The 23,519-nt window shown below is 68.5% G+C and carries 24 protein-coding genes; 15 read left to right on the forward strand and 9 right to left on the reverse strand.

Features of this window, described 5'->3' with window-relative positions; translation table 11 throughout:
- Positions 1 to 30: 30 nt before the first annotated feature.
- From GYB83_RS10755 to nadB, 3 genes are all read right to left on the reverse strand, one after another.
- Complete coding sequence (locus GYB83_RS10755; protein WP_161895473.1) at positions 31 to 354, reverse strand: metal-sensitive transcriptional regulator; 324 nt, start codon at positions 352 to 354, stop codon at positions 31 to 33.
- 133 nt (positions 355 to 487) lie between these two features.
- Entirely contained in the window at positions 488 to 1,636 is a 1,149-nt protein-coding gene (locus GYB83_RS10760) for a hypothetical protein (protein ID WP_161895474.1), read from the reverse strand.
- A 56-nt stretch (positions 1,637 to 1,692) separates the two neighbouring features.
- A complete protein-coding gene (nadB, locus tag GYB83_RS10765; RefSeq protein WP_161895475.1) occupies positions 1,693 to 3,282 on the reverse strand; it encodes an L-aspartate oxidase in 1,590 nt (529 codons plus the stop codon).
- 129 nt (positions 3,283 to 3,411) lie between these two features.
- Between nadB and GYB83_RS10770 the strand changes: the two genes are divergently transcribed.
- The 7 genes from GYB83_RS10770 (at position 3,412) to GYB83_RS10800 (ending at position 13,070) form a co-directional block, all read left to right on the forward strand.
- Positions 3,412 to 4,776 (forward strand): ABC1 kinase family protein, encoded by a 1,365-nt coding sequence (locus GYB83_RS10770; RefSeq protein ID WP_161895602.1) that lies wholly within the window; start codon positions 3,412 to 3,414, stop codon positions 4,774 to 4,776.
- Positions 4,773 to 6,359 carry a cell envelope lipid trafficking protein PgfA gene (gene pgfA, locus GYB83_RS10775; protein ID WP_161895476.1) on the forward strand — a complete coding sequence of 529 codons (1,587 nt, stop codon included), beginning with the start codon at positions 4,773 to 4,775 and terminating at the stop codon, positions 6,357 to 6,359. Before GYB83_RS10770 ends, pgfA begins: the two co-directional genes overlap by 4 nt.
- 141 nt (positions 6,360 to 6,500) lie before the next feature.
- The gene (locus GYB83_RS10780) at positions 6,501 to 7,463 is read left to right on the forward strand and encodes an alpha/beta hydrolase (protein WP_161895477.1); all 963 of its coding nucleotides are present in this window, start codon (positions 6,501 to 6,503) and stop codon (positions 7,461 to 7,463) included.
- Between the two features lie 87 nt (positions 7,464 to 7,550).
- Positions 7,551 to 8,555, forward strand: a complete 1,005-nt coding sequence (locus tag GYB83_RS10785) for a Dyp-type peroxidase (protein ID WP_161895478.1) — start codon at positions 7,551 to 7,553, stop codon at positions 8,553 to 8,555.
- 29 nt (positions 8,556 to 8,584) lie between these two features.
- Complete coding sequence (locus GYB83_RS10790) at positions 8,585 to 9,376, forward strand: family 1 encapsulin nanocompartment shell protein (protein ID WP_161895479.1); 792 nt, start codon at positions 8,585 to 8,587, stop codon at positions 9,374 to 9,376.
- A 44-nt stretch (positions 9,377 to 9,420) separates the two neighbouring features.
- On the forward strand, positions 9,421 to 11,154 hold the full coding sequence (locus GYB83_RS10795) for an ABC transporter ATP-binding protein (RefSeq protein ID WP_161895480.1): 1,734 nt from the start codon (positions 9,421 to 9,423) through the stop codon (positions 11,152 to 11,154).
- Positions 11,151 to 13,070 carry an ABC transporter ATP-binding protein gene (locus tag GYB83_RS10800; RefSeq protein ID WP_308469488.1) on the forward strand — a complete coding sequence of 640 codons (1,920 nt, stop codon included), beginning with the start codon at positions 11,151 to 11,153 and terminating at the stop codon, positions 13,068 to 13,070. Before GYB83_RS10795 ends, GYB83_RS10800 begins: the two co-directional genes overlap by 4 nt.
- Here GYB83_RS10800 and GYB83_RS10805 read toward each other — a convergent pair.
- A complete protein-coding gene (locus GYB83_RS10805) occupies positions 13,046 to 13,993 on the reverse strand; it encodes an EamA family transporter (RefSeq protein WP_228461386.1) in 948 nt (315 codons plus the stop codon). The genes GYB83_RS10800 and GYB83_RS10805 overlap by 25 nt on opposite strands.
- An 88-nt stretch (positions 13,994 to 14,081) precedes the next feature.
- Between GYB83_RS10805 and GYB83_RS10810 the strand changes: the two genes are divergently transcribed.
- From GYB83_RS10810 to GYB83_RS10830, 5 genes are all read left to right on the forward strand, one after another.
- Positions 14,082 to 14,972: a LysR family transcriptional regulator gene (locus GYB83_RS10810; RefSeq protein WP_161895481.1), complete on the forward strand. Its 891-nt coding sequence runs from the start codon at positions 14,082 to 14,084 to the stop codon at positions 14,970 to 14,972.
- 9 nt (positions 14,973 to 14,981) lie between these two features.
- Positions 14,982 to 15,506 (forward strand): DUF1697 domain-containing protein, encoded by a 525-nt coding sequence (locus GYB83_RS10815; protein ID WP_161895482.1) that lies wholly within the window; start codon positions 14,982 to 14,984, stop codon positions 15,504 to 15,506.
- Positions 15,503 to 15,838, forward strand: a complete 336-nt coding sequence (locus tag GYB83_RS10820) for a YidH family protein (protein ID WP_161895483.1) — start codon at positions 15,503 to 15,505, stop codon at positions 15,836 to 15,838. The genes GYB83_RS10815 and GYB83_RS10820 overlap by 4 nt, the downstream gene beginning before the upstream one ends.
- A 22-nt stretch (positions 15,839 to 15,860) precedes the next feature.
- Positions 15,861 to 16,322: a ribonuclease HI gene (gene rnhA, locus GYB83_RS10825; RefSeq protein ID WP_161895484.1), complete on the forward strand. Its 462-nt coding sequence runs from the start codon at positions 15,861 to 15,863 to the stop codon at positions 16,320 to 16,322.
- A gap of 109 nt (positions 16,323 to 16,431) precedes the next feature.
- Positions 16,432 to 17,346 carry a type IV toxin-antitoxin system AbiEi family antitoxin domain-containing protein gene (locus GYB83_RS10830; RefSeq protein WP_161895485.1) on the forward strand — a complete coding sequence of 305 codons (915 nt, stop codon included), beginning with the start codon at positions 16,432 to 16,434 and terminating at the stop codon, positions 17,344 to 17,346.
- A gap of 57 nt (positions 17,347 to 17,403) precedes the next feature.
- Here the strand turns inward: GYB83_RS10830 and GYB83_RS10835 are convergent, their stop codons facing one another.
- From GYB83_RS10835 to GYB83_RS10845, 3 genes are all read right to left on the reverse strand, one after another.
- Positions 17,404 to 19,413, reverse strand: a complete 2,010-nt coding sequence (locus tag GYB83_RS10835) for a YhgE/Pip domain-containing protein (protein WP_161895486.1) — start codon at positions 19,411 to 19,413, stop codon at positions 17,404 to 17,406.
- Complete coding sequence (locus tag GYB83_RS10840) at positions 19,413 to 20,111, reverse strand: ATP-binding cassette domain-containing protein (RefSeq protein ID WP_161895487.1); 699 nt, start codon at positions 20,109 to 20,111, stop codon at positions 19,413 to 19,415. Before GYB83_RS10840 ends, GYB83_RS10835 begins: the two co-directional genes overlap by 1 nt.
- Before the next feature lie 93 nt (positions 20,112 to 20,204).
- Positions 20,205 to 20,591 carry a DUF5313 family protein gene (locus GYB83_RS10845; RefSeq protein ID WP_161895488.1) on the reverse strand — a complete coding sequence of 129 codons (387 nt, stop codon included), beginning with the start codon at positions 20,589 to 20,591 and terminating at the stop codon, positions 20,205 to 20,207.
- Between the two features lie 104 nt (positions 20,592 to 20,695).
- On the opposite strand from GYB83_RS10845, the gene GYB83_RS10850 reads away from it, so the two are divergent.
- From GYB83_RS10850 to GYB83_RS10860, 3 genes are all read left to right on the forward strand, one after another.
- Positions 20,696 to 21,151, forward strand: a complete 456-nt coding sequence (locus tag GYB83_RS10850; protein ID WP_161895489.1) for a MarR family winged helix-turn-helix transcriptional regulator — start codon at positions 20,696 to 20,698, stop codon at positions 21,149 to 21,151.
- Positions 21,152 to 21,237: 86 nt separating this feature from the next.
- Positions 21,238 to 21,603: a RidA family protein gene (locus GYB83_RS10855; protein WP_161895490.1), complete on the forward strand. Its 366-nt coding sequence runs from the start codon at positions 21,238 to 21,240 to the stop codon at positions 21,601 to 21,603.
- A 41-nt stretch (positions 21,604 to 21,644) separates the two neighbouring features.
- A complete protein-coding gene (locus GYB83_RS10860) occupies positions 21,645 to 22,184 on the forward strand; it encodes a MarR family winged helix-turn-helix transcriptional regulator (protein ID WP_161895491.1) in 540 nt (179 codons plus the stop codon).
- Between the two features lie 63 nt (positions 22,185 to 22,247).
- Here GYB83_RS10860 and GYB83_RS10865 read toward each other — a convergent pair whose 3' ends face one another.
- On the reverse strand, positions 22,248 to 23,279 hold the full coding sequence (locus GYB83_RS10865) for a Rieske 2Fe-2S domain-containing protein (RefSeq protein WP_371865041.1): 1,032 nt from the start codon (positions 23,277 to 23,279) through the stop codon (positions 22,248 to 22,250).
- Complete coding sequence (locus tag GYB83_RS10870) at positions 23,279 to 23,512, reverse strand: recombinase-like helix-turn-helix domain-containing protein (protein WP_161895493.1); 234 nt, start codon at positions 23,510 to 23,512, stop codon at positions 23,279 to 23,281. The genes GYB83_RS10865 and GYB83_RS10870 overlap by 1 nt, the downstream gene beginning before the upstream one ends.
- Positions 23,513 to 23,519 lie beyond the last annotated feature (7 nt).

Below are 23,519 nucleotides of genomic sequence, written 5' to 3' on the forward strand. Positions count from 1 at the left end.
TGTTCTCCTTCGAATGGTTGTCCGCGCAGGTCAGGACTTGACCAGGCGGGTGATGGCCTTCATGGCCTCGGCGATCTTCTCGTCGGCGGCCTCGTCGCCCTCGCGGGCCGCGGCGACCACGCAGTGGTTCATGTGATCGGACAGGAGCCCGAGGCTCACCGCCTCGAGGGCCTTCGTCATCGCGGACACCTGCGTGAGGATGTCGATGCAATACGCCTCTTCTTCGACCATTCGCTGCAGTCCGCGCGCCTGGCCCTCGATCAGCTTCAGACGCCGGACGTAGCCCGCCTGATTGCCGATGTAGCCGTGATGACTGTGGTCGCCGCCGTCGTGGTTCTCATGTACCGCACACATCGGCATCTCCTTTCAATACCCCCTACTGGTATCTATTTCTACGCTCCGCGACCGCGTTTGTCTACCCCCTAGAGGTATCCGATCCACGGACGTGGACCCTCGATGCGATTCACTCAGCGGGGGCGGTGGAGAGTCAGGGGAGGCGAGACGCGATGTCGGCCACGGCGGCGGCGACGTCGCGGAGGGCTTCGCGGAGTTCGCGGGTGTCGTCGGCGATCGCCTCGTCGCGCAGGCGATCGGCAGCGCTGCGGACGGCGACCGTCATCGCCTTGAGCTGGTCGCCGGACAGTTCCGGAGCGTCGGGCACGGCGCGGCGCAGAGTCGTCGGCACACCCATGCGAAGGGGATCGTCGTTCGACGAGATCACCTGCAGGATCGACGTCGTCAGCACCGCGTCCGACGACGGCCGGACCTCCATCAGGGACGCGTCCGGGTCGCCGGAGAAGACGACGGTCGTGGCGCCGCCGGGAGCGTCGTCGCCGAGCGACGGCTCGTACGAGTTGTCGACCTTCTTCGGCTTGTGCTTCTGCCGTTTGCCCGACCGGTCGTCCGCGGGCACGAACGACGACGGCCCGGACGTCACGGGCGCGTCGACGACCAGGACCGGTTCCGGGTGCACGGCGACCACGTCGTCGTCCGGGACGGGCACTTCGACGGGCTCCACGTCCAGCACTTCCACCGGGGTGGGAGCGACGGGCTCGGGTTCGGGCAGGGTGACCCACGTGCCGTCGGCGGACGCCGGAACGAACGGTGCGTCTTCGGGCCGGAGCGACGGGAGGTCGTCGAAGAGCCTGTCCATCGCGGTCCGCGAGTCGACGTTGTGCGGCCATCCCGCGGGCTTGGGCAGCGGGGCGAACGTCTCGGTCGGCGGGTCGGGGTCGACGTCGAACGCCGACATCTCCGGATAGGCGGGCGGCGTGTACGCCGACGCCGCGGCCGGCCGACGGTCCATCGGCGAGGCGGGTGTCGGCGCCGGTGGACGCGACTGCGCGAACGCGTGCGCGCCGCTGTGCCCTCGGTAGAACCGACACGGCGTTCCGTCTGGCGCAGCTATCGGGCACGGCTCCTCGTCGCGCAGCATCTGCGACCCCGGAGCGAAGTCGCCCCAGACCAGCCATCGGCGTCGTCCGTGATGAGCCTGTCCGCCGTCGGAGGCGTGCGCACCGGGATGCCCTTCGGACAAGACGCACGACACCAGCCACTGCGCATCCGGGCCGAGCCGGAGGGCGGCGCGTTCGTCAGATGTGGCGACGATCGACGACCAGCACCGTCCACCACTCATGAACACGCCCCTTTCCGGCTGATTCACGCAAGTGTACGGAGGTTGCCGGACGGTATCTAGGAACTCGGCACGGCGCGTTCGCCCGCGGCGACCAACTCGTCGCCACGGAGCACGAACCGACGCGACACCGCGACGTCCGCCGTTGCCGGGTGGTCGTCTCGCTGGTGGCATCCGCGCGACTCCTCGCGGGCTCGCGCCGCCGCGACGATCGCGCGCGCCGTCAGGAGCAGCGCCGCGTCCTCCGCGGTGCGCAGGTCGGTGCGCGGGACACACGGCGCGGCGTCGAGGAGCGCGGCCACCGCGTCGAGCCCAGCCGCGTCGCGGTCGAGCGCGACGTGGTGCGACATGGCGTCCTGCAGAGCCGTCCGATCGCACACCCGGGTCGACCCGAGGTCGGGGACGTCGACCTCGCGAATGTCGCGGTCGGCGCGCGCGGCCGCCTGCACCGCCGCTCGACGGCCCATCACGAGCCCCTCGAGCAGGCTGTTCGAGGCGAGCCGGTTGGCGCCGTGCAGACCGGTGCGGGCGGTCTCCCCCGCGGCGAGAAGTCCGGGCACATCGGTCCGACCGTCGACATCGGTCTCGACGCCGCCGCACAGGTAGTGGGCCCCGGGGACCACCGGAAGGAAACCGTCGACGATGTCGAGTCCGGACGCGCGGACGCCCGCGGTGACGGTGGGGAACCGTTCGGCGAAGCGCTCGACGCCGCGGATGTCCAGGTGAACGCACTCCGCGCCCGTCCGCTCCATCGCGGCGGCGACGGCGCGGGCCACCACGTCGCGGGGCGCGAGATCGCCGAGCGGATGGACGCCTGCCGTCACCGACTCCCCGTTCGCGTCGACGAGCCTGCCGCCCTCGCCGCGGACCGCCTCGCTGACCAGCGTCCGCCGTCCTCGCGCGCCGGGGACGTACAGCATCGTCGGATGGAACTGGACAAACTCGAGGTCGGCGACGGCGGCGCCCGCACGCAGCGCCAGGGCGATCCCGTCTCCGGTGGCTCCCGCGGGATTCGTGGTGGCCGCGTAGACGTGGCCGACACCGCCGGTCGCGAGCAGGACCGTCGGCGCCCAGACCACACCTGCGATGCCGTCGGTCACATACGACGCGCCGACCACCTCGCCTCGGTCGACGAGGACGTCGGAGGCCCAGGTGTCGTCGAGCACCACCAGTCCGGCGGCTCCGGCCGCCTCCCCGAGGGCCTGCTGCACGCGGGCCCCGGTCGCGTCGCCGCCGGCGTGGATGATCCGCCGCACGCTGTGTCCGCCCTCGCGGGTGCGGAGGAACCGTCCGTCCGCTCCGGTGTCGAAGTGGGCGCCCCGGTCGACGAGCTGCCCGACGGCGGGCCAGCCGTCAGCGAGGATCGGGCGGGTCGACACCGGGTCGGTGAGACCGGCTCCCGCGTTCAGCGTGTCCGTGACATGCAGGTTTATCGAATCGTCCGCGATCCGCGGGTCGACGACGGCGATGCCGCCCTGCGCGTAGAACGTGGACGTCGGGTGTTCCGCGTCGTCGGGATTCCAGCGCGGCCCCTTGTTGAGGACGACGACGCGAAGGCCCTGCTCGGCGGCCGACAGTGCGGCGGTGAGACCGGCGATGCCTGCGCCTACGACGATGAGATCGGCGCGTCGCTCGCTGCGTCCGCTCATGGGAATCCTCCTCAACCGGAAGTTATCGACTCGGAATCGAAAACTCCGGTTCACGCTAGCCGCGCCGGGCCCGCCCCGCAACGACGAATCGGACGGGACCCGCGGAACCAACTAGACTCCTCAGGCGTGATGACCGTCGAACCCGACCCGAAGCCGACCCGCGGCGCGCTGCCGACCGTGTCCGCGGTCAGCGAAGTCGGCCGATTCGCGTCGACCTCACTGCACACCGCAGCCGGCGTCGGCCGCCTCGCCGCCGGCACGGTCCGCGGACTCCTGCGCGGCCGGACCCCCGGAGCCACCGACGTCGCCCACGAGGTGCGGCGCACCTTCGAGCACCTCGGACCGACGTACGTGAAGCTCGGCCAACTCATCGCGTCCAGCCCCGGCGTCTTCGGCCCCACCCTGTCCAACGAGTTCGAGAGCCTCCTCGACCGGGTGCGCCCCACCGACTTCGCCGAGATCAAGGCGCTCTTCGTCGAAGATCTCGGCGCCGCGCCCGACGAGGTGTTCGCCACCTTCGACGAGACTCCGATCGCCTCCGCTTCGATCGCCCAGGTCCACACCGCGACACTGCACAGCGGCGAGGAGGTGGTCGTCAAGATCCAGCGGCCGGGCATCGCGGACCGTCTGGCCCCCGACGTCGCGATCCTCGAACGCCTCGCCGGGCTTGTCGAGATCTCCGAGTACGGCCGCATGCTGTCGGCCCGCCACGTGGTGGAGGACTTCGCCGACGGCCTCGGAGCCGAACTCGACTTCCGCAACGAGGCCGCCACGATGGCCGAGTGGTTCGAGTGCCTGCAGCCGGGCCCGTTCGGCGACCGCGTCCGCGTCCCCCGCGTCTACCCCGAGTTCACCACGAAGCGCGTCATGACGATGGAACGCGTCTACGCCACCCGCATCGACGACGTCCGCGCCGTGCGCGCGGCGGGCCACGACGGCGAGGCCCTCGTCCGCAATCTCCTGCTGTCGCTGCTCGACTCGGCGTTCCACGGCGGCCTGTTCCACGGCGACCTGCACGCGGGCAACGTCCTCGTCGACGACGACGGCCTGCTCGTCCTCCTCGACTTCGGCATCGTCGGCCGCTTCGACGCCCGCACCCGCCGCATCCTCCGACAGCTCGTCGTCGACCTGATCGTGAAGCAGGACTACGACTCCGCGGGCCGGGCGATCTTCCTGCTCGGGGCCGTCCACAATCCGGGCTCGACGACCAAGGGCGGCGACGACCTGCGGAAGGTCACGTCGCCGCTGTCGACGACCGAGCTCGGTTCGATGAGCTACACCGACCTCGGCAGGCAGTTGGCCGCGGTCGCGAAGGCCCACGACGCGCGGTTGCCGCGCGAGCTGGTGCTCGTGGGCAAGCAACTGCTCTACGTTGAGAAGTACATGAAGCTGCTCGCGCCCCGCTGGAAGGCGATCAGCGACCGGGAGATCTACGGCTACATGGCCGGGATCATGAAAGAAGCCGAACGTGATCGAAGGAGCCGTCTGAAGTGAAGCGCGTCCTACTCGCACTGCTGGCGTTCTTCGGCGTCGCGTTCATCGCGGCCGGTGTCGTCATCCCGACGTATCTGGTGCCCAAGCTGAAGGTGGTCCCGCTCGACCTCGACATCACGTCGGTCGCGACCACCGTCGCCCCGCAGGGCGAGACCGGCAACCGCTTCCCCGCCGTCATCTTCGACCGCTGTTCGGTCACGAAGAAGAAGGCAGCCGTCTTCGACGCGCATCTCACCCAGCAGCGACGGTCGGTGATCGTCGACCCGTCGGACGAGAATCAGGCCACGCTGCAGTCGGCGCAGACCGTCCGCATCGACCGGGTCCGCGATGCCGCGGGCAAGGAACGCGATCTGACGATGGCGACCGAGGGCGACCGCCCGTGCGACGACGCCCTGCTGACCGCAACCGTCGACCGCGTGTCGGTGGACCGCAAGACGTCGGTTCCGAACGGCAAGGTCAGCTCCCTGCAGTTGGAGGCGGTCCCCGAGGGCGGCAAGGTCGACGACGCCTCGGTGCACATCGACGACCGCAAGGGCTTCCAGTACAAGTTCGGCTTCGGCGTCCAGAAGCGCGAGTACTACTACTACGACCTGCTGACCCGCCAGGACACGGCGGCGAAGTTCGTCGACGAGAAGGTCATCGACGGCGTCACGACCTACCACTTCCAGACCGAGGTCCCCGAGACCGACCTCTCGAACCTGCCCGATCCGGCGGGCGAAGCTCCGCTGGGGACCATCCTGAACATGCCCGCATCGTGGTGGGGCATCACCGGCAAGGGCGTCAAGGCCAAGGACATGGTCGAGATGCACCGGTACGGCGCGTCGGTCCGCAACGTCTACGTCGAACCGACGACCGGCACGATCGTCTACGGCTACGAGGAGCAGCACCAGTACTTCAAGTCGCCCGACGACAGCACCGACAACCCCCGCGCGATCCGCGACTTCCGGATGGACGCCCTGAAAGCGACGTTCGCGTGGTCGGACGAGACGGCGTCGCAGCAGGCCGACCGCGCCAAGCACTACCTGAACCTGCTGAAGTGGGGCGGAACGTACGCACCGATCGTCCTGATCGCCGTCGGAGCCGTGCTCCTGCTGCTCTGGCTGTTCCTCGTCTGGCGTGGCCGCAAGCGCCCGACCGGCGGCGACGTCCCCGACGCACCGGTCGACGATCCGGACCAGACGAGCGTCCTCCCCGCACCGGCCGTCGGGACGGACATCGCCGAGTCTCCGGGTCGACAGGCCGAGGAGCCGTACGTTCACGCACAGCCGTACGCGCCGTACGGACCTGCCGACGAGACTCCGACGACGGCGTACGCCGCGCCGGGCGCGTACACGTTCGATCCCGCGTCGTACGGCGATCCGGACCACCAGCGTCCGACGTTCGCCGACCCGTACGCGCCGCCCGCCGACACGACGGTGATCCCGGCGCAGCCGCAGTGGCAGCCCGGCCCGGACTCGGAGTGGGCTCCGCAGAGCCACGTCGCGCCGAGCCCGTTGGACGACACCACGACCGGGGCCTTCCCGCTGCCGGAGCACGACCCGACCCGACCGATGCCCGGACCTGAGCAGTACCCGAACTCATGACCGATGAGGGCGTTCGTCGCTTTGGACACATCATCACGATTCGATTACGCTGAACGACCGACGCGGGGCAGGCCTCTGTGCAGGCCCGCGAGGAACGCTCTTCCGACCGTCACGTGCGGTCGCAGACGAAAAGGAAACCGCATGCTCTCCAGCGCCCGTAAGCGCTTGACGGCCGGTGTGCTCGCGCTGGCCACGGCCGCGACAGCAGCCGTCGTCGTGTCCCCCGCGCCGCAGGCCCACGCCGCAGGCACCGTCGAGCAGGTCTGGTCGGCCGCCATGCACCGCAACGTGCCCGTCAAGATCGTCGACGGCGGCAGCGGACCGGCGAAGCCCACCCTGTACCTGCTGGACGGCCTCCGCGCGCCGAAGAACAACAGCGGCTGGCTCCTGGAGACCAACGTCGACGACTTCATGGCGGGCAAGGGCACGAACGTCGCCATCCCGTTCGGCGGCGGCGGCAGCTTCTACACCGACTGGGAGCGTCGCGACCCGGTGCTCGGCCTCAACAAGTGGGAGACCTTCCTGACGCGTGAGCTTCCCGCGTACATGCAGGAGCACCACAACAGCGACAACCGCCGCAACGGCGTCGCCGGCCTGTCGATGTCGGGCACGGCCGCGCTGAACCTCGCGTCGCGCCACCCCGGCTTCTACCAGGCAGTCGCCTCGTACTCGGGCTACCCGACCGTCACGATGCCCGGCTTCGGCCAGGGCATCCAGGCTGCCGTCGCCGAGATGGGCGGCAACGCGACCAACATGTGGGGCACCTGGCCCGCAGGCGAGTGGGCCGCCAACGACCCGTTCCTGACCGCGGGCAACCTCGCAGGGCACCGCGTGTTCGTCTCGTCGGGCACGGGCGTCGGCTCCAAGTACGACTCGTCGCTGACCCCGGGCAACGCCAACTTCAACCCGGTCAAGTTCGCGCAGATGGTCCCGCTCGAGGTCGCGGCGTCGACGAGCTCGCAGCTGTACATCGCTCGCATCGCGACGGTCCCCGGCGTCAAGTTGACCACCGCCATCACCCCAGACGGCGCACACTGGTGGGACTACTGGCAGGAGCACTTCAAGCAGTCGTGGGCCACCACGTTCCGCCCCTCGTTCTTCTGACACCGCTCGTCGAGCGGAGTCCGATTCCCCGGCCGGTGACCTCTCGGAGGTCACCGGCCGCGGTGCGTTTCGGGCTAGGGTGGTCAGGTGGGTACCGGACAGCACATCCTGACGAACAAGACGCCGTCCGCACTGTTCCTGGTCGTGACCGTCGACGACGGCGGTGAGGGCGCGGTGCGCGATGCGATCTCCGGTCTCGCGGGCCTGGTGACGACGGTGTCGTCGCGGGCGCCGGAGTCGACGCTGTCGGCGATCGTCGGCATCGGATCGGACGCGTGGGACCGACTCTTCACCGGCCCGAGGCCCGCGGAGCTGCACCCGTTCGTCGAACTCGCCGGAGCCGTCCACACCGCGCCGTCGACGCCCGGCGACATCCTCCTGCACATCAAATCCGATCGTGCCGATCTCGCCTTCGAGCTCGGCCGCCTCTGGACCGGCGCCCTCGGCGACGCGGTGACGACCGTCGACGAGACCCACGGGTTCCGGTACTTCGACCTGCGCGACCTCATCGGCTTCGTCGACGGCACCGAGAACCCGACGGGAGCCGACGCCGTCGCCGCGATTCTGGTCGACGAGGCGGACGACCCCGACTTCGCGGGCGGCAGCTACGTCGCCGTCCAGCGCTACGTGACCGAGTTCGCCGAGTGGAACGCGCTGCCCGTCCCCGATCAGGAGGACGCGATCGGCCGCTCGAAACTGGAGAACATCGAGATGGACGACGCGACGAAACCCGCGAACTCGCACACCGCGCTCACCAATCTCCCCGACGTGGACGGCAGGCCGCAGGAGATCGTCCGCGACAACATGCCGTACGGGGCCGTCTCCGACGACGGAGACAAGGGCACGTACTTCATCGCCTACTCGCGGACTCCCGAGATCACCGAGGTGATGCTGCGCAACATGTTCATCGGCGACCCCGAGGGCACACACGACCGGTTGCTCGACTTCACGACCGCGGTCACCGGCGTCCAGTTCTTCGCTCCGACGGCCGAATTCCTGGCCGACCCGCCCCCTCTTCCCGACACGCCGCCTGCCGAACCCGCGGACGCACCCCGCTCCGACGGTTCGCTCGGCATCGGCTCACTCCGCTGAATCTCACCCGCTCGAAAGGAACGAACAAGATGACCAATCTGCACCGTGAACTCGCGCCGATCTCCGCCGCGGCCTGGGCCGAGATCGAAGCCGAGGCCACCCGATCGTTCAAGCGGAACGTCGCCGGCCGACGACTCGTCGATGTGAAGGGGCCCCTAGGTCTGGACACCGACTCGGTGACGATCGGGCATCGCACCAAGATCGACGCACCCGCCGACGGCATCCAGGCGTATCTGCGGAACGCGCAGCCCCTCGTCGAGCTGAAGGTGCCGTTCACGGTCACCCGGGAGGCCATCGACGACGTGGAGCGCGGCGCCGCCGACTCCGACTGGGACCCGGTCGTCAACGCGGCCCGCGACCTCGCACTCGCCGAGGACCGCGCGATCTTCTCCGGCTACCAGGCTGCCCAGATCTCGGGCATCGACGCGGGCGCCACCAAGGTCTCGCTGCCCGAGGACGTCCGCGACTACCCCGAAGCGATCAGTCAGTCGATCAACGCGTTGCGTCTCGCATCGGTCGACGGCCCGTACTCGCTCGCCCTGTCGGCCGACCTGTACGCACAGGTCAACGAGACGTCGAATCACGGCTACCCGATCCGCGAACACCTGCGCCGCATCCTCGTCGACGGCGAGATCGTGTGGGCCCCGGCCATCACCGGCGGTTACCTGGTGTCCACGCGCGGCGGCGACTTCGAACTCACCATCGGCCAAGACGTGTCGATCGGCTACGACTCGCACGACGCGGACGTCGTCCACCTGTACTTCACCGAGTCGTTCACCTATCTCACCTACACCGGCGAGGCCGCCGTGGCACTGCGCTGATTTAACAGCTCGCGCCCGGCGCGAAACTGCGTACGATCGATCGAGTGCTGATCCGCCTCCTTCGCCTGTACTTGTCGAAGTACCGCAACCTGATCATCGCCGTGATCGCCCTCCAACTGGTGGCGACCGCGGCGATGCTCTATCTCCCCACCCTGAACGCCGACATCATCGACCGGGGCGTCGCGACCGGCGACACCGGCTACATCCTGTCGACCGGCGGCCTCATGCTGCTCGTCTCGTTCGTCCAGATCATCTGCTCGGTCGCCGCCATGTACTTCGGCGCCAAAGCCGCCCTCGGCGCGGGCCGCGACATGCGCCACGACCTGCTGCACCGCGTCAACGACTTCTCGGCCCGCGAGGTCGGACGCTTCGGTGCGCCGTCGCTGATCACCCGGACGACGAACGACGTCCAGCAGGTGCAGCTGCTCGCCGTCATGTCGATCTCGATCCTGGTGACCGCCCCGATCATGGGCGTCGGCGGCATCGCGATGGGCGCCCACGTCGCGCTGTCGATCTCGTGGGTGCTGGTGGTCGCGGTGCCCGTCCTCGGCATCACGATGGGCCTGATCATCAGCCGCATGATCCCGGCGTTCCGGTCGATGCAGGAGCGCATCGACGACGTCAACCGGGTGATGCGCGAACAGATCACGGGCATCCGCGTGGTCCGCGCGTTCGTCCGCGAACGCTACGAGACGGAGCGTTTCGGCGCCGCGAACGACAGTCTCGCCGACGCGTCGTTGAAGGTCGGCCGCATGATGGCGCTGATGTTCCCCGCGGTCATGCTGATCACCAACCTCACACTCATCGCCGTGCTGTGGTTCGGCGGGCACGCCGTCGACGACGGGTCGGTCGAGATCGGCGCGCTGACCGCGATGATCAGCTACGTCATGCAAATCATGATGTCGGTGATGATGGCCTCGTTCCTGGCGATGATGGCGCCCCGCGCCGGCGTCTGCGCCGAACGCATCTGCGAGGTCCTCGACACCGAGTCGTCCGTGCACGCACCGGAGTCGGCCACCGTCCAGACCGCCGACCCGGCGATCGTGGCGTTCGACGACGTCGAGTTCCGCTATCCGGGCGCCGCCGAACCGGTCCTGTCCGGCATCACCTTCACCACGGCTCCCGGCACGACGACCGCGATCGTCGGCTCCACCGGCTCCGGCAAGACCACGCTGGTCAACCTGATCGCACGCCTTCTCGACGTGACCGGCGGAAGCCTCCGCGTCGGCGGCGTCGACGTCCGCGAACAGAACCCCGACCTGCTGCGATCCGACATCGGGATGGTCCCGCAACGCCCCTACCTGTTCTCCGGGACCGTCGCCACCAACCTGCGGCACGGCAACCCCGACGCCTCCGACGACGACCTGTGGGAGGCGTTGACGATCGCGCAGGCCGCCGACTTCGTCCGGGCGATGCCCGACGGCCTCGACACCGCGATCGCCCAGGGCGGCACCACCGTGTCCGGCGGGCAACGTCAACGTCTCGCCATCGCGCGCGCCCTCGTCCGCAAGCCCGCCGTCTACGTGTTCGACGACTCGTTCTCGGCGCTCGACCTCCAGACCGACGCCCGACTGCGCGCGGCCCTGCGACCGGCGACCGGAGAATCCGCGGTGATCGTCGTCGCGCAACGCATCTCCACGATCACCGAGGCCGACCAGATCGTCGTCCTCGACGCAGGCGCCGTCGCGGGCGTCGGAACGCACGACGAACTCCTCGACTCGTGCCCGACCTACGCGGAGATAGCCGAGTCCCAGCTGGCGATAGGAGCCGCACAGTGAGCCGCCCAGGAGCCGCGGGTCCGCCCGGAACCGCCCCGTCGATGGAGAAGGCCGACTCCTTCGGCCCGTCGCTGAAACGCCTCGTCCGCCTGCTCGGCGCGTACCGCACGACGATGGCCGTCGTCATCGCCTCCATCGTCGGGTCCGTCGCCCTGTCGGCCTACACCCCGCGCGTGCTCGGCGACGCCACCGACAAGCTGTTCGCCGGTGTCATCGGATCGAAGCTCCCCGACGGGCTGACGAAGGACGAGGCCGTCGAAGGCCTCCGCCAGCGCGGTCAGGGCACCTTCGCCGACATGGTGTCGGCGATGGACGTGACACCGGGCCACGGCGTCGACTTCACCGCCGTCGGACGCATCCTCGCCCTGGTCCTCGGCCTGTACGTGGCGTCGGCGATCCTCGGCTGGCTCGGAGCGTTCCTGCTGAACAAGGTGGTCGTCGGGACCATCACCGATCTGCGCGGCCGCATCGAGGCCAAGATCCACCGCCTGCCGCTGTCGTACTACGACGAGGCCAAGCGCGGCGATCTCCTCAGCCGCGTCACCAACGACCTCGACAACCTGTCTCAGTCGCTGCAGCAGACGATCAGCCAGCTGCTGAACTCCGTGCTCATGGTGATCGCGATCCTGATCATGATGCTGTCGATCTCGCCGCTGCTCTCCCTGATCGCCCTCGCCACCGTTCCGATCGCGGCCATCGCCACCGGGCTTATCGCGAAACGGTCCAAACCGCACTTCGTCGGCCAGTGGTCGTCCACCGGGGCCCTCAACGCCCAGATCGAGGAGGCGTTCACCGGCCACGAACTCGTCAAGGCGTTCGGTCGTCGTGAAGCGGTTGAAGCGGACTTCGACGACCGCAACTCCAAGCTCTACGAATCGTCGTGGCGCGCGCAGTTCATCTCCGGCATCATCATGCCGACGATCATGTTCCTGGGGAACCTGAACTATGTGGCCGTCGCCGTCGTCGGCGGCCTCCGCGTCGCGTCCGGCCAGCTCAGCCTCGGCGAAGTCCAGGCGTTCATCCAGTACTCGCGGCAGTTCACGCAGCCCCTCACTCAGATCGGGTCGATGTTCAACCTGATGCAGAGCGGCGTCGCCTCCGCCGAACGGATCTTCTCCGTCCTCGACGAACCCGAAGAGAAGCCCGACCCCGCCGACGCCGAGACCCCGGCCGCCAATCGCGGGCGCATCGTGTTCGACGACGTCTCGTTCCGCTACCTCGACGACCGACCGCTCATCGAGAACTTGTCGCTGACCGCCGAGGCGGGCGACACCGTCGCCATCGTCGGCCCCACCGGCGCAGGCAAGACCACCCTGGTCAACCTCATCATGCGGTTCTACGAGGTCGACGACGGCACGATCTCGATCGACGGGGTGGACACCTCCCGCATGTCGCGCGACGACCTGCGCGAACGCACGGGCATGGTGCTGCAGGACTCGTGGCTCTTCGGCGGCACCATCTACGACAACATCGCCTACGGCGACCCCACGGCCAGTCGCGACGAGGTGCTCGAAGCGGCACGGATCAGCCACGTCGACCACTTCGTGAAGACTTTGCCCGACGGCTACGACACCGTCCTCGACGACGAGGGCGGCGGCGTCTCCGCGGGCGAACGACAGCTCATCACCATCGCCCGCGCATTCCTCGCGAAACCGACGGTGCTCATCCTCGACGAAGCGACGAGCTCCGTCGACACCCGCACCGAGCTCCTCATCGGCAAGGCGATGGCGAATCTGCGCGCCGACCGCACCAGCTTCGTCATCGCACACCGCCTCTCCACCATCCGCGACGCCGACGTCATCGTCGTCATGGAAGACGGCCACATAGTCGAACAGGGATCCCACGAGGCGCTCCTGGAAGCGAAGGGGGCGTATCACCGCCTCTACTCGGCTCAGTTCTCCGCGGCGGTTTCGTAGCGTCTGTACGACCGGTCGGCGGGTGGAGTCTCCACCCGCCGACCTCGTTTCGCTGCCCCAGTGACGGTGGATTGTGTGGTGGTGCCGATGCTCGCGGCGATCACGGCGGCGATGGCCGCGGCGGGCAGAATGCCGACGGGCTGATGGAGGAGGACGAAGCCGACGGCTGCGGCGATCGCCGGTTCGAGGCTGAGCAAGACACCGAAGACGTTCTTCGGGATACGACGCAGTGCGCTCAACTCCAGCGTGTACGGGATCAGGGACGCGAGGACCGCGGTCGCCGCCGCATAGGCGAGGATCCGCCAGTCGGCGAATGCGGGAGCCGCGGCGACGCCGCCCAACGGGAGCATCACGATCGTCGAGACGACTAGAGCCGCGGCCAGACCGCCCGTCCCCGGCACGGCCACGCCGACCCTCGCGCTCGCGACGATGTAGCCGGCCCAGAACAGGGCGGCCGACAGCGCGAACCCGACACCGACGAGGTCGAGCGTGCTCGTCCCGACGATGCTGTCCACACCGAGCAGCACCATGCCGACGAACGCGAGCCCCACCCACAGCAGGTCCGCGCGACGACGGGACAGCGTCGCCGACAGGATCAGCGGTCCGAGGAACTCGATCGCGACGGCCGTGCCGAGCGGAATCCGCTCGATGGCCGCATAGAAGCAGCCGTTCATCGCCGCGAGGACCACGCCGAACGCCACCACCGATCGCCATTGGTGACGAGTCCAGCCGCGCACGCTGGGTCGGACGATCGCCGTCAGGATCAGCGCGGCGAAGCCGAGCCGCAACTGCGTGGTGCCCCACGAGCCGAGGTCGCCGAAGAGGTGGACGGCCGTCGCCGCCCCGAACTGCAACGACACGCACGAGCCGATGATCATCGCCACCGCCGCACCGGTCTGCGCGGACCCCGTCGTCGTCTTCACGAGTACAACTCTCCGCCAGAGAATACGATCAGACCAGCGAATGTCTCTGCCTGATAACAGTAAGCAGAATTGATGAGTTGAGGTGTCGATGCTGAACGTCACGCGACTGCGGGTGCTCCGCGAACTCCATCTGCGAGGGACGCTCGCGGCCGTCGCCGACGCGATGTCGTACACGCCGTCGGCGGTGTCTCAACAGCTGTCGCAGCTCGAGAGGGAAGCAGGCGTCCCGCTGTTGGAGAAGGTCGGACGCGGCGTCCGCCTGACGCCGCGGGCGATCACGCTGGTGGACCACACCGAGGCGATCCTGGCACGCCTGGAGCTCGCGGAGTCGGAGTTGGCCGCGGCACAGCCCGACGTCCAGGGGACGCTTCGGGTCGCGTCGTTCCAGTCGGTGGTCCTCGAGCTGGCGCCCGCCGCGCTGACTCTGCTCGCCGAACGCCACCCGCGTCTACAGGTGGAGATCACGCAGCGCGACGAGACGTTGGGCAGTCGCGGGCTGTTGGCCCACGAGTTCGACGTCGTCCTCGGCGAGGAGTTCCCCGGCCGCCCGCACGAGATCCGCGCAGGCGTCGACCGCGAGAACCTCCTGCGCGACCCGCTGCTGCTCGCCATGCCGTCGCACGGCCCGCTCGCCGAACTGCCCGCCGACGTGGCGCGTCTCGCCGACGCTCCGTGGGCGCTCGACCCGGCAGGCCTGGCGATGGGCGCGTGGTCCCGCGACGTGTGCCGGGCCGCGGGATTCGAGCCCGACGTCCGGTTCGACACGCCCGACCCGCTGCTGCAGGCCCATCTCGTGCGCAGCGGGCACGCCGTCGCCATGCTGCCGTCGTTGATCGCCGACGCCCACCTGCACGGCACCCGCCTGTCCCGGCTGCCCGGCGATCCGCACCGCCACCTGTACACGGTCGCGCGGGCCGGGCGCTCCGGTCATCCGGCGATCCGCGCGTTCCGATCCGCGCTGGCGCACGTGGCGCGTTAACGTCGACGCATGCCAGCTTCCCGCATCGTCCTGCTCCGCGCCGTCAACGTCGGGGGCGCGAAGCTCCCGATGGCCCGCCTCCGGGAGATCGCCGCCGACCTCGGCGCATCGGACGTCTCGACGTACATCGCGTCCGGGAACCTCCTGTGCACGCCTCCCGGCGACGCCGCCGACTTCGACAGGGCGCTCGAGAAGGCGTTGTCGGACGAGTTCGGCTGGTTTCGCGAGGCGATCAGCCGGACGCCCGCCGAGGTGGCCGCGACCCTGGCCGCCTCACCGTTCGACGGGCAGCACACGCACATCTACTTCCTGACCGACGAGCCGACGTCCGACGCGGCCGACGCCTTCTGCGCCACCGACTTCGGCGGCGGCGAACGCTTCGCGGTGATCGGCCGCGATCTGTACATCGACTATCCGGAGGGCGCGGGGACCACGAAGCTGACACCCGCGAAGATCGCCAAGGCGCTCGGCGTCACCGGGACCGCGCGCAATCTGCGCACCTGCGCGACGCTCGTCGAACGGGCGCGGGCATGACGGACGAGTCGCCTGCGGGCGCGGTCGACGCGCGGTTCACCCTCGCGGCCGAACGCACCCTGCTCGCGTGGCTGCGGACGGCGCTGGGACTGCTGGCCGCCGGAGTCGCCGTCCTGCACGTCGTCGGACAGTTCTCGTCGCCCGCCCTGCAGACCACGTTGGGCGTGGTCCTCGTCCTGCTCGGCGGACTCACCGCGGCACTCGGCGCATGGCGATGGCAGCGGGTGACACGAGCGCTCGCCGACGGCGGTCCGATGCCGGGACCCGCCGCGATCTGGGCCGTCGTCGGGGTGTTCATCGTGTTGGCGGTCGCGTTCGCGGTGAGCGGCTGACGGCCCGGTAGCCTGGTCCATCATGAGCGCACCTGACTCCACCGCGAAGACCGTCGAGATCTCCACCGACGGTGCGTGCCTCGGCAATCCCGGCCCCGGCGGGTGGGGTGCGGTCCTCCGCTACGGCGACGTGGAGAAGGAGATCTCCGGCTCCGAACCCGACACCACGAACAACCGGATGGAACTGATGGCGGCGATCAAGGCGCTCAACGCGCTCACCCGCCCGTCCACCGTCATCCTGTACACCGACTCCAGCTACGTCCGGAACGGCATCACCAAGTGGGTCGCGGGCTGGGTCCGCAACGGCTGGAAGACCGCGTCCAAGCAGCCGGTCAAGAACGCCGATCTCTGGCAGGACCTGATCGACGCCGAAGATGAGCACACCGTCGAATGGCGCTGGGTCAAGGGCCATGCGGGCGACAAGTACAACGAGATCGCCGACACCCTCGCCACCTCCGCCGCCCGAGCACTGAAGAACGCTTAGGGTGCGAATCGGTGTCACCTGGTGCCACCGATTCACCCCTTAGGCCGGTGACGACTCCCCTGTGGACAGTCGCGTTTACAGATTCGGACTTTACGGCCACCCTTGCGGCATGAACCTCAGGCTCGCGGACGTCCTGTCTGCACAGGACGGGATCATCGCACGTCGTCAGGCCCTCGAATGCGGATGCACACCGAACGACATCCGACGATTCATCCGTCGACGGGAGTGGGCAGTCGTGTTTCCCGGCGTCTACATCAACCACACCGGCCCCCTCACGTGGCGGCAGCGCGCATGGGCAGCCGTCGTCGACGCGTTCCCGGCCGCACTCGGCCACACCTCGGCGCTGCCGGGGTCGACAGGCCCGATCCACATCGTCATCGCGCTGCACAGGACCGTCGCCAAACGGCCAGGCGTGATCGTGCATCAACGATCGGGGCTCGACGACGCAGTCGCATGGAACCTCAGCCCACCACGATTGCGGATCGAAGAGGCCGCGCTCGACGTCGCGGCCGCCGCGCGGACCGAGACCGACGCGATCGCCGTGCTCGCCGACATCGTGAACGCTCGCGTCACAACGGCGCAGCGACTCATCGCCACCCTGGACCAACGCGCCCGCGTCACGCGACGCCGATTGATCCGCGACGTTCTCGTCGACATCGACGAAGGAACGTGCTCGGTCCTCGAGCACCGGTACCTGACCGACGTCGAACGGCCCCACGGCCTCCCGACACCGATCCGGCAGGCACCGACCACCGTCGGCAGAAAGGGCTATCGGGACCTCGACTATCCCGACGCAGGTGTCGTCGTCGAACTCGACGGGTGGCGCTTTCACGACAGCGCCCGTGATCGAGACGCCAACCTCGAACGCGACCTGGACGCCGCGGTCGGCGCACAACGGTTGACGTTGCGGCTGGGATCAGGGCAGGTCATCGGCCGCTCCTGCAGCACGGCGGCCAAAGTCGGCAGGGCATTGTCGGACCGCGGATGGTCCGGGCCGCTCCTTCGCTGCCCCAAGTGCGGCTAAGGGGTGAATCGGTGTCGCCTGGTGACACCGATTCACCCCTTAAGACTCAAATCGCCGTCACACCTGGATCGGCGGGTAGAGCTGTTCCATCGTGTACTGGCGGTTGCGTCTGGCGGCCCAGGAGCTGATCGCGAGGGCTCCGACCATGACTCCGGCGAGCACGGCGACGCTGATCCCGAGGCGGTGGTCCACGCCTCCGGAGATCAGTTGCCGCATGCCGGTGACGGCATAGCCCATCGGGTCGAACGGGTGCAGGACCTGTGCCGGTTTCGCCGTCGTCTCGACCGGGTATATGCCGCCGGACGCGACTATCTGCACCATCAGGAACGCGAGCGACACGACTCGTCCGACGGCGACGCCGAGCACCGAGTTGAACATCTGTATCAACGCCAGGAAGGCGCCGGACACCAGCAGCATGAACCCGATCATCCCGATCGGGTGCGCCGGGTCGAGGCCGACCGCGAAGTGCGCGACGACGAACATCACGATCACCTGCGCGACCGCGATCAGCACGGCGGGCCAGTACGACGCCAGGACGGTCCGCAGTCCGCCGAGACCGCCGACGATGGGCCGCACCTGCAGCGGCTTGATCATCATCCAGATGATGATGGTGCCGATGAACATGGCGAGCGGCAGGAAGAACGGGGCGAAACCCGCGCCGAACGTCGGAGCCTTGTTGTGGGTGTACTGGGTCAGCGCGACCGGCTGAGACAAGTTGGACGCCGTCTTCTGGCGTTGCGTCTGATCGCCGAAGTCGGGGATCTGCTTGACGCCGTCGCCGAGGCCCGCCGCGAGCTGGTCGGCGCCCGCGACCAGTTTCGGCGTGCCGTCCGCCAACTGCCGCGCACCCGCCGCGAGACGCTGACTGCCGTCGGTGAGCTGGATCAGGCCGGAGTTCAGGGCGGCGGAACCGTCGGCGAGCTGATTCGCGCCGTCGGTGAGCTGCCCCAGCTTGCCCGCGAGCTGACCGTTCTCCAGCATCGCCAGCATCCCGACGAGGCCCGAGTCCTTGTCACCGAGCTGCTGGGACAGGGCCCGCGACTGCTCCGACAGATCGTTGACGCGCTGCGTCGTCGCCCGGTCGACGCCCTGCGTCCGCAGGAACGTCTGCACCGGCTTCAGCGAGTTCGCCAGCGCACGGGCAGCCGGATCCCGACTGCTCCGCAACTGGGTCATCACACCCGACAGGGCCTGCTCGGCCTGCGACTGGCCGGCCCCGACCTGCCCGACGGCGTCGAGCACCGTCGATGCGTCCCGCGTCAGACGTGCCGCGTCCGCGACGTACCTGGTGGGTTTGATCCCCGAGTCGGCCACTTGGCGCAGGGTGGAGGTGAGCGGTCCCGCGGCCGAATTGATCCCGGCCGCCAGCTGCGACGCGCCGTCGGCCAGGCGAGCCGACCCGTCGCGCGCGGTGACCATGTTGGTCGCGAGTTCGGTCGCGCCGTCGGACAACTGCTGCGCGCCGTCGTCGGCCGTCGCCAGCCCCGCGGCCAGCTGATCGGCGCCGTCGGCGGCCTTCGTCAGCCCGGCGCCCGCCGACGTGAGTCCGACGAGCACCTGGTCGACTGCCTGCTGCCCGATCTTGTCGTTGAGCGTCGCGGTGACCTGCGCGGCGGCGTTCTGGCCGATGACGCCCGCGAGGTAGCTGTTGGCGTCGTTGAACTGGAAGTCGACCTTCGCCTTGTGCGGGTCCTTCGTCGTCGCCGACGCGATGGACGCGCTGAAGTCCTTCGGGATGGTGATCGTGAAGTAGTAGCGGCCGTGCGCGAGGCCGTCCGCGGCGTCGGCCGCGTCCGTCACGTGGACACCGAGCTTCCCGGACGCGACGAGTTCGGTCTCCACCTGCTCGCCCGCGTTCAAGGACTCACCCTGTGCCGACGCGCCGACGTCTTCGTTGACGAGCGCGACGGGCACCTTCGCGACCTCGTCGAACGGGTTCCAGAACACCCACAGGTACATGGCGCCGTACAGCAGCGGCATCAGGATCACGGTGACGATCGCGATGCGTGGCATCGCACCCTTCGAGTACCGTTTGAGCTCGGTTCCGAGCGACATTCCCGCCAGCATCAGCGTCTCCCTTCCACCGCGGTGAGTTCGTCGTGCGTCAGATTCGGCACGTCGACGACAAGCCGGTGACCGAGGTCGGCGGGCAGCGGGTTGACGGTCGACGTGACGACCGTCCGATCGCGACCGAGGTCGACGAGTCGTCGCACGAGGGTCTTCTGGTTGTCATCGCTGGTGACCTGGTCGATGCTGCCGATCACCAGCAGCGGGGGCCGCTTCGTGTCGGCGAGTGCGATCCTCAGGAGCATGCGGTCGAGCTCGGACAGGTCGTCGACGTAGTCGTCGAGTCCGGGCAGTGGGAGGTCGCCGAACGCGGGCCGGCAGACGCGTTCGAGGTCGCCCGCGTCCGCCTTGCCGATGAGCCGGTACCAGGGGGCGTCCCACCGGACCTGTTCGGTGATGAGGTCGACAACACGCACGGCGTTGTAGACGGCGTCGAGTTCGTCGATGGCCGCGAGCCCCGCGACGGCGAAGATCTGTTTCGCCGAGGTGCGGCCGAACACCGACAGGTGGCCGGTCTTCGGCTTCATTCGGCCCGCGAGCGTCATCTGCAGCGCGGTCCGGCCCGATCCGGCCGGTCCGCGCAGAACGGTGAGGCCGCCCGCGGGGACGTCGAGGTCGATGGGGCCGTAGACCGGCCCCCAGGGTCCTCGTTGTGTGATCCCCCGTGCGACGATTGCCGATTCTTCAGCACTGGTCATGCCTACGAACAGTAGGCTACGTACGCCCTGGTCACGACCCTGACAGGCCGCCACGTGTGCGAACAGACGTTGTCAGAAAGCCGGTGTCTCAGGTCACGACGCTCGACGGGCGGCGTACACCGCCTCGTATCTGCGCTTTGCGGCGTCCGCCTCGTCGCGCTGCCGCTGGGTGAGTGGCGAGTTGCCGAGTCCGTGTTGCTGGAGACGTCGGACGCGGTTCTGATCCTTGTACGAGACGGAGAAGACGAACGCGAGGGTCGCCGCGAGCAGGACCATCAGCGCCCGGATCCACCACTCTCCGTCGAAGCCGAAGTAGAACGCGAGATAGATCGGCGAGAAGCAGAACTGCGTGCGGATCAGGTGCCGCGGGGTGGCGAAGCGGCCGGTGAGATCGTTGCGGACCCAGTCGTGCTGTGCCTCGGGGAGCTTCGCGCCATAGGCGTAGGCGATCCACTGCAGCGGGTTCGGGCGAGCGCTCATCTCCGGGTCCTCACAGACGTCGATTCAAGTAGTGCGCTATTGAATATTGCACGAATCAATGCGCGATTCAATAGTGCACGATCGATTGGAGCTAGACTGTGTCCATGAGCACTGTGATCGACGGCAATCCCCTCGAACTGCACCGGCAGGTCTGCTTCGCGCTCGCCGTCGCCAACCGGTCGGTGCTCAAGATCTACCGCCGAGTCCTCGATCCCCTCGGGCTCACACACCCGCAATACCTGGTGATGCTGGCGCTCTGGGAGGACTCCCCCCTGCCGGTGAAGGACATCGGACGCCTCCTGCAGCTCGACTCGGCGACGCTGTCACCCCTGCTCAAGCGGCTCGAGGCCGGCGGTCTGATCACCCGTCGACGCAACGCCGACGACGAGCGGATCGTCGAGATCCTGCTCACCGACGCGGGCGCGGCCCTGCGCGAACAGGCACTGAGCATCCCCGGGCAGGTAGTCGACGCACTCGGCGTCGATCTGTCCGACCTCGAGGAACTCCACGCCGTACTGACCAAGGTCAACGCCGCGGCCCTCCGCGCAGATGGAACATGAGCGCCGGCAGCGCAAACCAGAAACCTTGCAATCAAGTATTTGAGTACTAAACTAAAGAGAGGATCCCCGAACGAATCGAGAGCGACATGACCGCCACCACCTCCGCCAACCATCCGTACAGCCCGGCATACCGGGCGGGCGACCACGTCTACGTCTCAGGGGCGCTATCGGTCGACGTCGACTACCAGCCCGTTCCCGGCAGGGACGAGGCGCTCGACGCCGCGGTAGCCCGAATGAGCGACCGCCTGTCCACCGCCGGAGCAACACTCTCCGACGTGGTAAAACTGACCTACTTCGTGACCGACCTCTCGTTGCGGGAAGAAGCGAACCGGCAGTTCGAGCGTCTCTTCGCCGTTCCGAGACCTGCCCGCACCTTCCTCGAAGTGAGTGCGCTCCCGTACGGTGCGACCGTGGAGATCGACGCCATAGCCGTCACCACCGACCACTCGTGATCGAAGCGTCGGCCGACATCACGACCCGAAGGGATGAGCGAGTGCCCGAGCACGACCTACCACCGGACGCCGTCGACCACGCGATCGCGCAGTGGGCGCAGGAACGGCCGACGCTGGACGTGTCGGCACTCGAGGTCTTCGGCCGACTCCATCGCACCTACCTGCGGTATCAATCGTCCATGTCGACGCTGTTCGCCCAGTACGACCTGAACACGGCGTCGTTCGACGTGCTCGCCGCCCTCCGCCGGTCGGGGCCGCCGTTCCGCATGACCTCGACGGAACTGGCCCGCACCATGCTCGTCACGACGGGCGGGGTCACGCTCCGTGTCGATCGTCTCGAGAAGTCCGGCCTGGTGGAACGTCAACGCGACGCCGACGACCGGCGGGTGGTGTACGTCTGCCTGACCACCACCGGACTCCGGCTGATCGACGACGCGGCCACCGCGCACTTCCAGAACGAACTCGTCCTGCTCGACGGGTTGACCGACACCGATCAGCGGCAGCTCGCTCGTCTGCTCCGCGCCCTGGAGTCGTCCATCCACGACGCCGAGAACCGGCTCGACGAGCCCGACTCCGCCTGACCGCGAGACTGCAGGCGACAACGATGCGGCCGCCGGGATCACTCCCGGCGGCCGCATCGTACGTCATGCGTTCGCGAGACGTTTCGCCTGTTCTTCGGCCTGATTCCGGTACATGCGCCGCAGCCGGATCACACCGAGGTCGTGCTGATACAGGTTCTCGGCCTGATCGGCGTCGGCCGCCATGTGTTCGAGCATGACGCGGTCCTGCTCCAGCACCGCCCAATGGCGGGCCTCGAGCGTCGTCTTGTAGAGGAACCGCCACACGTCGCGCTCCCAGCCGCTCACTCTGCGGTAGCGCCAGAAGAACGTCGCCGTCTTGGTCGCGTCGATCGGCGTCGCCATTCCCACGATGCCGAACGATCCGCCGGGACCCGCCGTGGCCGGGTACGGGATCTCCAGGTCCACCCAGTCGACACCGGTCCGACAGAACTCGACCCAGTCGAAGTTCACACCGCGCTGATCGGTCTTCTCGAAGAAGAAGCCGCGGTCGGTCTCACGGATGCGGAACCGTGCCGAGGTGGCGCCGCCCGCCATCGAGTGCGACTCGTGGTGGAGGAAGGCTCCATGCATCGGGTCGAGGAGATTCTCCAGGGCGAAGCGCCACGGCGTGTCCCACTCGACGTAGCAGAGGAATGCGGAGATGTCGTCGTCGGCGAGCCGCTCGGGGACGTCGAGAGGCCCCGGCTCGGCCTCGGGATCGGTGCCGAACCACGCCAGGATCGCTCCGCCGACTTCGCGAATCGGCAAGCTCCTGACCAGCTTCTTCCCTTCGAGGTTGCATCCCGGCATGCCGGGTACGGCGAGCACGGTTCCGTCGCCGCCCACCTGAACGCCGTGGTACTGGCAGGCGATGCGGTCACCGAGATGCATGCCCTGCGACAGCGGCGCACCGCGGTGGGGGCATCGGTCGGCGAGCATCCGCACCTGTCCGTCGGACTGACGGAACAGCACCCACTGCTCACCGAGCCGTTCAAGCTTCCGAATGGCGCCGCGTTCGATCCAGTCGGACGGGCAGACGGCGTGCCATTGGTCGCGCATACCGGTGGCGAAGATGTCATCGGCGGACAATGCACCTGGACTGTAGACGCGGGCCATCATCGGCCTCCGTTTCCTGAGTTCGCGAGCCGAGCGATCTCGACCTGGAACGACTCCTGCGACCACGGTGTGCCGTCAGGACCGACGATGCCGATGTCGTTGAGGCCTTCGACGAGGGCTTCGAGGGTGTGCCCCCCGTCGCCGAAGACCTCTTCGATCGCCTTGGCGAGTCGGGACTCGTACGGCGTCGGATCGGTTATACGTGCCTGATCAGGCACCAGATACAGACTCATCGAACTC

The organism is Gordonia spumicola (assembly GCF_009932475.1).
Lineage (GTDB): Bacteria > Actinomycetota > Actinomycetes > Mycobacteriales > Mycobacteriaceae > Gordonia > Gordonia spumicola.